This window comes from Kitasatospora sp. NPDC059462, assembly GCF_042749955.1.
Taxonomy (GTDB): Bacteria; Actinomycetota; Actinomycetes; order Streptomycetales; family Streptomycetaceae; genus Kitasatospora.
The window spans coordinates 2,707-8,246 of sequence record NZ_JBHYUU010000271.1 but is presented as its reverse complement, the minus strand read 5'-3'; the positions used below and the strand labels follow the sequence as shown (position 1 = coordinate 8,246).

General features: G+C 76.2%; 3 protein-coding genes. All 3 read left to right on the top strand.

From position 1 onward, the window contains the following. On the top strand, positions 1 to 3,181 hold a 3,181-nt coding region (locus ACFXAM_RS36235; RefSeq protein WP_380297891.1), incomplete at its 5' end, for an amino acid adenylation domain-containing protein. Continuing rightward, the gene (locus ACFXAM_RS36230) at positions 3,178 to 4,473 is read left to right on the top strand and encodes an MFS transporter (RefSeq protein WP_380297889.1); all 1,296 of its coding nucleotides are present in this window, start codon (positions 3,178 to 3,180) and stop codon (positions 4,471 to 4,473) included. The genes ACFXAM_RS36235 and ACFXAM_RS36230, both read left to right, overlap by 4 nt. 90 nt (positions 4,474 to 4,563) lie before the next feature. Next, a complete protein-coding gene (gene ddaH, locus ACFXAM_RS36225; RefSeq protein WP_380297888.1) occupies positions 4,564 to 5,376 on the top strand; it encodes a dimethylargininase in 813 nt (270 codons plus the stop codon). Positions 5,377 to 5,540 lie beyond the last annotated feature (164 nt).

Below are 5,540 nucleotides of genomic sequence, written 5' to 3'. Positions count from 1 at the left end.
GCACCGGGTCACCCTCTTCTTGACCCTCCAGGCCGCGCTCGCCGCCCTGCTCCCCCGCCTCGGGGCGGGCACCGACGTGCCGATCGGCTCGGTGGTCGCCGGCCGCTCCGACGAGGCGCTGGACGACCTGGTCGGCTTCTTCGTCAACACCCTGGTCCTGCGCACCGACACCTCCGGCGACCCGGCCTTCGCCGACCTGCTGGCCCGGGTCCGGGAGAGCCAGCTCGACGCCCACGCCCACCAGGACGTGCCGTTCGAGCGGCTGGTCGAGGAGCTCAACCCGGTCCGCTCGCTGGCCCGCCACCCGCTGTTCCAGGTGATGCTGCTGCTCCAGGGCGGCACCCCCGGCGCCGCCGGGGCCGGTGACACTCCGCCGGACCTCGCCGGGCTCCCGGCCGGCGTCGAGCCGGTCGGCGGGTACGCCGCCAAGTTCGACCTCTCGATCGGCATGGGCGAGTCCTTCGACGCCGACGGCACGCCCGCCGGGCTGGAGTGCGCGATCGACTACGCGACCGACCTGTTCGACCGGGAGACCGTCGAGGCGATCGCCACCCGCTTCGGCCGGCTGCTGGCCGCCGTCGCGGCGCGGCCGGAGCAGCCGATCGGCCGCGCCGACCTGCTGGACGCGGGCGAACGCGCCGCACTCCTCGCCCCCGCCGACCCCCTGCCCGCCGACGTGCCGCTGCTGCCGGCCGCCTTCGCCGCGCAGGCGGCCCGCACCCCGGACGCGACCGCCCTGGTCTTCGGGGACGTCCGGCTGGACTACGCCGAACTGGACGCCCGCGCCGACCGCCTGGCCGCCCGGCTGCGCGCGGCGGGAGCCGGACCGGACACGGTCGTCGCCCTGGCCCTGCCGCGCTCGGCCGGGACGGTGGTCGCCCTGCTCGCCGTCCTCCGGTCCGGCGCAGCCTCGCTCCCGCTGGATCCGGAGTACCCGGCCGAGCGGACGGCGGCGATGCTCGCCGACGCCGCGCCCGCCCTGGCCGTCACCGGCGACGGCTGGCCGCTGCCCGAACTCCTCACCGGGCTGACGACCCTCCCGCTGCACACCGACGAACCGGCCGCCCCCGCGCCGGCCCCCGCCGCCGACCCCGACCCGGCGCACGCCGCCTACGTCATCTACACCTCCGGCTCCACCGGCCGCCCCAAGGGCGTGGTGGTCACCCACGGCTCGATCGCCGCGCTGCTGGCCCACCACCGCGCCGAGACCTTCGCCGGGCCCGGGGGCGCCCACGGCCGGCTGCGCGCCGCCCTGACCGCCTCGCTCTGCTTCGACGCCTCCTGGGACAGCCTGCTCTGGATGATCGCCGGCCATGAGCTGCACCTCATCGGCGACGACCTGCGCCGCGACGCCGCCGCCCTCGTCCGGCACGTCCGCACCGCCCGGATCGACACCCTCGGCATCACCCCCGGCTACGCCGAACAACTCGTCGCCGAAGGACTGCTGGACGGCCCGGACGCCCCGCGACTGCTGCTCCTCGGCGGCGAGGCGGTCGGCCAGGACCTCTGGGACCGGCTGCGCGCGGCGGCCCCGCGCACCACCGCCCGCAACCTCTACGGCCCGACCGAGTCCACCGTCGACGCCCTCACCCACCCCGTCACCGCCACCGGCCGGCCCTCGCTGGGCCGGACCGTGCTCGGCACCCGGGCCTACCTGCTGGACGAGCACCTGGCCCCCGTCCCGCCCGGGGTCCCAGGCGAGCTCTACCTGGCCGGCGCCGGGCTGGCCCGCGGCTACCTCGGCCGCGCGGAACTGACCGCCGAGCGCTTCGTCGCCGACCCCTTCCGGCCGGGGGAGCGGATGTACCGCACCGGCGACCTGGTCCGCCGCACCCGCGACGGCGGCCTCGACTACCTCGGCCGCACCGACCACCAGGTCAAGATCCGCGGCTTCCGGATCGAACCCGGCGAGATCGAGCACGCGCTCACCCGCCACCCGCGCGTCCGAGCCGCCACCGTGACGGCCCGCGAGGACGGCGCCGGCGGCCCCCGCCTGGTCGCCTACGTCGTCCCCGAGGGCGCCGCCGCGCCCGACCCGGCCGAACTGCGTGCCTTCGTCGCGGAGTCGCTGCCCGGCCACATGGTCCCGGCGGCGGTCGTCCCGCTCGACGCCTTCCCGCTGACCGGCAGCGGCAAGGTCGACCGCCGCGCGCTGCCCGCCCCCGACCTCTCCGCCTCGCCCACCGGCCGGGCCCCGCGCACCCCGCGCGAACACCGGCTCTGCGCGCTCTTCGCGGACGTCCTCGGGGTCGACGGCGTCACGATCGACGACGGCTTCTTCGACCTCGGCGGCCACTCGCTGCTCGCCATGAAGCTGCTCGCCCGGATCCGCACCACCCTCGGCGCCGACCTCGGCATGCGGGCCCTGTTCGAGGCCCCCACCGTGGCCGGGCTGGCCCGCCGGCTGGAGAACGCCGGGGGCGAGCGCTCCGACGCCCTGGACGTGCTGCTCCCGCTGCGCGCCGAGGGCGGCCGGGCCCCGCTGTTCTGCGTCCACCCCGCCGCCGGCATCAGCTGGGTCTACTCCGGCCTGCTGCGCCACCTCGACCCGCGGCGCCCGGTGTTCGGCCTCCAGGCCCGCGGTCTGCGCGGCGGCTCACCGGCCGCCGTCGCCGAGATCGCCGCCGACTACGTCCGGGAGATCAGGGCCGTGCGGCCGCAGGGCCCGTACCACCTGCTCGGCTGGTCGTTCGGGGCGGTGGTCGCCCAGGAGATGGCCGTCCAGCTCCAGGCGGCGGGCCAGGAGGTCGCCCTGCTCGCCCTGCTCGACGGCCTCCCGGCCGGGGCGGTCGCCGAGGAGCACCCGGCCTCCGACGACCCGGTGGAGACCCTCGCCGAACTCCTCGTCTCGCTCGGCTACGACCCGGCCGACGGGCGCGGCCAGGCCGATCTGACCGCCCTGCTCGGCGAGGCCGCCGGCCTGCTGCCCGACGTCTTCGAACACCACCGCAAGCTGATGGCCGAGCACGTGCCCGGCCACTACCGGGGCGCGGCCGTCTTCGTCGGCGCCACCGCCGACAAGCCCGCCGACTGGCCCTACGAGGCCGCCTGGGCCCCGTACCTCGGCGGTCCCGTCACCGCCCACCGGATCGACTGCGCGCACGGCGCCCTGACCCAACCCGAGCCCCTCGCACGGATCGCCGCCGTGCTGGCCGACACGCTGGAGAGTGACCCGCGATGACCACCACTACCGTCCCGGTCGAGCCGCCCGCGGTGGACGACGGACCCCGCCGCAGCCGCTGGGGCCTGTGGGCCCAGGCGAACTTCCGCAAGCTCTGGGTCGGTGAGACGACCAGCGGGCTCGGCACCGCGGTCGGCAACGTCGCCCTCGCCCTGGTGGCGGTGGTGACCCTGGACGCCTCGCCGTTCATGGTCGGCGTGCTCACCGCCTCCGCCTGGGTCCCCTGGCTCTTCCTCGGCCTGCTGGCCGGCGCCTGGGTGGACCGCTGGCCCCGGCTGAAGGTCATGCTGGTCTGCGACCTGCTGCTGCTCGTGCTGTTCGGCAGCGTGCCGGTGGCCGGCTGGTTCGACGCCCTGACGATGGCCCAGCTGATCCTGGTCGCCCTGCTGGCCGGGGCGGTGAAGGTGTTCTTCTCCACCGCCTACGGGGCCGTGCTGCCGTCGATCGTCGCCAAGGACGACCTGCTGGAGGCCAACGTCAAGCTGCGCTCCGGGGACTCGGCGGCGGAGATCGCCGGGCCCGGCCTGGCCGGCGTGCTGTCCCAGGTGTTCGGCGCGGCCAGCGGCCTGCTCGCCGACGCGGTGACCTACCTGGTCTCGGCGCTCTGCCTGGGCACCATCAAGGTGCAGGAGACCCCGCCGCCGGTCTCCGAGCGGCGCGGCATCCTGCGCGAGATCGGCGAGGGCGTGCGCTTCCTGGCCCACGACCCCTACCTGCGGACCCTGGCGGTCTTCGGGGCGGTCGGCAACCTCGGCCTCAACGGCATCCAGGCCGTCCAGACGATCTTCCTGGTCCGCAGCGTCGGGGTCTCGCCCGGCGGCATCGGCGCCGTCTTCGCGGTGGTCTCGGTCGGCGGCCTGGCCGGGGCGGCCCTCGCCGGGCGGATCGCCCGCCGCTTCGGCACCGCCCGCGGGCTGCTGCTCTGCGAGCTGGTCGCCGCGCCGTTCATCCTGCTGCTGCCGATGGCCGGCGCCCGGCTGCCGCTCGCGGTGAGCGCGGTCGCCTGGTCGGTGGCGGTCTGCGGGGTGATCGCCGGGAACGTCCTGGCCGGCAGCTTCTACCAGTCCTACTGCCCGCCCGCGATGATCGGCCGGATCCGGGCCAGCGCCGCCACCGTCAACTTCAGCGCCATCCCGGTCGGCGCGCTGCTCGGCGGCTGGCTGGGCGAGGTGCTCGGGGCCCGCACCACCATCTGGATCATGGCGTCCGTGCTGCTCTCCGCCGGCGCCGTGCTGCTGGCGAGCCCGCTGCGCGCCAGGCGCGACTTCCCCGAGCGCCCCGCCGCCCACTGAACCGCCCCGCCCACTGAGCCCCGCCGCCCGCCGGACCCGCCGCCCGCCGGACCCCCTGCTCCTCCCACCCTCGCCCTCCCGGAGCCCGCCATGACCCGCACCGCCCGCCCCCGCCGCTACCTGATGTGCCGTCCGACCCACTTCGAGGTCAGCTACGCGATCAACCCGTGGATGGACCCGGCCAAGCCCGTCGACACCGACCTCGCGGTGGCCCAGTGGGAGCGCCTGTACGAGCTCTACGCCGACCTCGGCCACCGCGTCGACCTCATCGACCCGCTGCCCGGCCTGCCCGACATGGTGTACGCGGCGAACGGCGCCACCGTCGTCGACGGCCGGGTGCTCGGCGCCCGGTTCCGCAACGCCGAACGGGCCGCCGAGGGCCCGGCGTACCTGGAGTGGTTCCGGGCGCACGGCTTCACCACCCACGACCCGGTGCACGTCAACGAGGGCGAGGGCGACCTGCTGCTCACCGACCGCTTCCTGCTGGCCGGGCGGGGCTTTCGCAGCGTCTCCGCCGGGCACGCCGAGGCGCAGGAGTTCCTCGGCCGTCCGGTGATCGGCCTGGACCTCGTCGACCCGCGCTTCTACCACCTCGACACCGCGCTCAGCGTGCTCGACGGCGACCTGATCATGTACTACCCGGGCGCGTTCTCGGCGGGCAGCCGGGCGGTGCTGCGCCGGCTCTTCCCGGACGCCCTGCTGGTGGGGGAGGAGGACGCCGTGGCGTTCGGGCTCAACGTGGCCGGCGACGGCCTGCACGTGGTGCTCCCGGAGCCGGCCACCGGGGTCGCGGCCGTCCTGCGCGCCCACGGCTTCCGCCCGATCGGGATGGACCTGTCGGAGCTGCTCAAGGGCGGCGGCAGCGTGAAGTGCTGCACCCTGGAGCTCCGTGAGGCCGCCTGACCTGCGACGACAGCGCTCAACACCCCGATCAACGCGGCCGGGGGGCGCCCCCAGGGCGGGGGGGGCTAGGGCGTTTTTAACCCCCGGGCAATGATATTACCTGAGCCCCGGGGGGGCCCCGCCCCCCCCCCCCCCCCCCCCCCACACCCCCCCCCGGGGCCGGA

Bases quoted from the DNA above. Each gene is read 5' to 3' on its own strand.
- ACFXAM_RS36230 (WP_380297889.1), top strand. From the start codon at position 3,178: ATGACCACCACTACCGTCCCGGTCGAGCCGCCCGCGGTGGACGACGGA.
- ddaH (WP_380297888.1), top strand. From the start codon at position 4,564: ATGACCCGCACCGCCCGCCCCCGCCGCTACCTGATGTGCCGTCCGACC.